A 2827-nucleotide genomic window follows, 5' to 3' on the forward strand; every position below is an offset into this window, starting at 1 on the left:
TACAGCTGATTCCGCTTTAGCAGGTTTCGCTAAAAATAAAAATTTGATGGGTATAAATTTAGCGGTATTAATAATTACATTTCATTCGCTTAAAAAAAGTTACAATTTTAACTTTAGGAATTTTAAGTATATTCTAATCCTTTTGATAATATTTTTACTTTTAACTAAAAGTAAAACTAGCATATTTTTAGTGCTATTTTACTTTACTATGTCAAATATACATTTTAAATATGTCAAAGCCTCATTACTAATAATTTTAGCTTCATGTGTGAGTATGTTCTTGTTACTGCCCCTGCTTTCTTACTTGTTAAATGATTACTATCATGTAGGGAAACTTGTTGATGCTAACTTCATGACAGGGAGAGGCTTTATATGGAATATACTATACTACGATCTTGAATATTTTGACAAATTGCTAAGTGGTTATGGTTATGGAAGCTACTTTGGTGTACCTCAAATACCGTATTTCTTTGATGTAGATAATAGTTTTCTTCAATATATCAACTCTGCCCACAATGGCTTTATAGAATTGTATTTACAGTTTGGCGCACTCATAACAATTGCTATTATAGCCATTTTTGTAATGTGTATGAAGGGCTTAAATTCTTCACATTTATTAGCTGGTTTAAGTGTGATTGTTCTTCATAATATTACAGAAGCATCTTTTTACAAAGATAGCACCAGTATATGGGTTTTATATCTTTTAATATTTTCTATTTCTATTTTTAGCAAAAAATTATCAATAAATTCAGGGAAGTTAGGTACATAAATGAAAGTTGCAATTATACATGATTGGTTAGTGGTTAACGGTGGGGCTGAGAAGGTTTTAAATGAGATACTTGAGCTTTATCCTAAAGCTGACATTTTCACGTTAGTAGATTATTTACCCGAAGAAGATCGCACTTGGCTTAAATCGGTAAAAATACACACATCTTTCATTCAGAGGCTGCCATTCGCCAAAAAAATGTACCGAAATTATTTTCCACTTTTCCCAATTGCTATCGAGCAATTCGATTTGTCTAGTTATGACCTTGTCATATCGTCGAGTTATTCTGCTGCAAAAGGTGTAATAACGGGTCCTGATCAACTTCATGTTAGCTATTGCCACTCACCAGCAAGGTATGCATGGGATATGCAAGAGCAATACTTAAAAGAAAGTGGCAATGATAAGGGGTTGAAATCAATAATAGCTCGCTATTTTTTACATAAGTTTAGAATTTGGGATACGAGAACGGCTAATGGCGTAGATACATTCATTGCAAACTCTTCATTTATTAAAAAACGAATTTATAAATGTTATAGAAGAGGGGCTGAAGTTATCTATCCTCCAGTTAATATTGAAAAATTTAAACTGGAAACAACAAAAGAAGACTTCTATCTTGCAGCGTCGCGCCTAGTGCCATACAAAAGGCTTGATTTAATAGCTGAGGCATTTGTAAAAATGCCAGCAAAGCAGCTTAAAATTATAGGTGATGGCCCCCAAATGCAAAAAATTAAAGATATTGTTGGTAATGCTGACAATATAGAAATTTTAGGATACCAGTCAGACGAAGTGATGTTAAAAAATATGCAAAAGGCAAAAGCATTTGTATTTGCTGCTGAAGAAGACTTCGGAATAATTCCTGTTGAGGCCCAGGCATGTGGAACACCCGTTATTGCATTTGGAAAAGGCGGTTGTTTAGAAACGGTTAATCATGGGATCAGTGGCGTTCACTTTAAAAAGCAAACAACCAAATGTTTGATTGAGGCTGTAGAATCCTTTGAATCTAGTAGTTATACATTCGATCCTAATGAGGTAAGAAAAAATGCAGAAAAGTTCTCCAATGAGGCTTTTAGAAGCAATATGACTAACTTAATAGAAAGCGCTCTTAGAGAAAAAAATTGAAAATATTACATATACATCAAGACTTTCCTGACGGTAGAAATTATCCATACACTAAGGCAGTTTCAAATTTAATTGAAGAGGCTGAAACTATAGAGTCAAGAGTTGAGCATACTGTTCTATCTATTAACCGTACGTCGAACCCTTTCAAAGTTTCTATAAAAAAGTTTGATAAAGGTTTGTCAGTGGTATATTGGGCAATTCCTCTGAAGTTTATTTATAAACCAATGATTTATTTTTGGTCATATATTTTATGTTTATACCTTAGTAGCTCTAAATATAATTTAGTGCATGGGCATAAGCTAACGACTGAAGGTCTTTTTACTTATTACATATCAAAGAGGTTAAATATACATTATGTTTTGTCTGTAAGAGGGGGGTCAGATAAACATAATATGAACAGACTGAGTGATTGCAAAAATATATTCTCAAAGGTTTACAGGGAATCAAGAGCAGTTTTCTATGTGAGCCCTTGGTTTAAAAAATTTGTAGAAAGTTATTGTAATTATAACCATGAAAATATAATTCAATTACCAAATATATGTAAATTTCAAGATTTACCAATCGATGATATACGTGATAACTCTACATCGGAGTATGTAATTATTTTGAGCTTTCATCAATATAAGAGAAAGGGTCTTGTTCAACTTCTTCATGCAGTTAAAGAATTGAAAGATCAGGGACGTTTTATTAAATTAAAAATTATTGGCACTGGTGAGGAAAAGTATATTAAATTAGTAAGAAAAATGATAACTGAATTGTCGCTATCTGATGTTGTTGACCTAGTAGGGCCTTTAAAACATAAGCAAGTGTTATCCGTTCTCCGTAATTCTAAGGCTTTTTTACTTCCATCTAAAAATGAAACATTTGGCATGACTTATGTCGAATCATTAGCAAGTGGCTGCCCAATTTTATATTTAAGCAATACAGGTATTGATGGTCATT

2 protein-coding genes and 1 pseudogene are annotated in these 2827 nt (G+C 32.4%); all 3 read left to right on the top strand.

What is annotated here, in order from left to right; translation table 11 throughout:
• Positions 1-769, top strand: a pseudogene (locus QL984_RS18325) (O-antigen ligase domain-containing protein); the annotation flags it as partial.
• Entirely contained in the window at positions 770-1885 is a 1116-nt protein-coding gene (locus QL984_RS18330) for a glycosyltransferase family 4 protein (RefSeq protein WP_290173224.1), read from the top strand.
• Positions 1882-2827 (top strand): glycosyltransferase (locus tag QL984_RS18335; protein ID WP_290173226.1); only part of this gene is annotated, 946 nt, incomplete at its 3' end. The genes QL984_RS18330 and QL984_RS18335, both read left to right, overlap by 4 nt.

It is taken from the genome of Pseudoalteromonas sp. APC 3495 (genome assembly GCF_030407645.1).
In the GTDB taxonomy this organism is placed as follows: Bacteria; Pseudomonadota; Gammaproteobacteria; order Enterobacterales; family Alteromonadaceae; genus Pseudoalteromonas; species Pseudoalteromonas tetraodonis.

Coding starts and splice junctions, on each gene's coding strand:
- QL984_RS18330 (WP_290173224.1), top strand. CDS start 770: ATGAAAGTTGCAATTATACATGATTGGTTAGTGGTTAACGGTGGGGCT.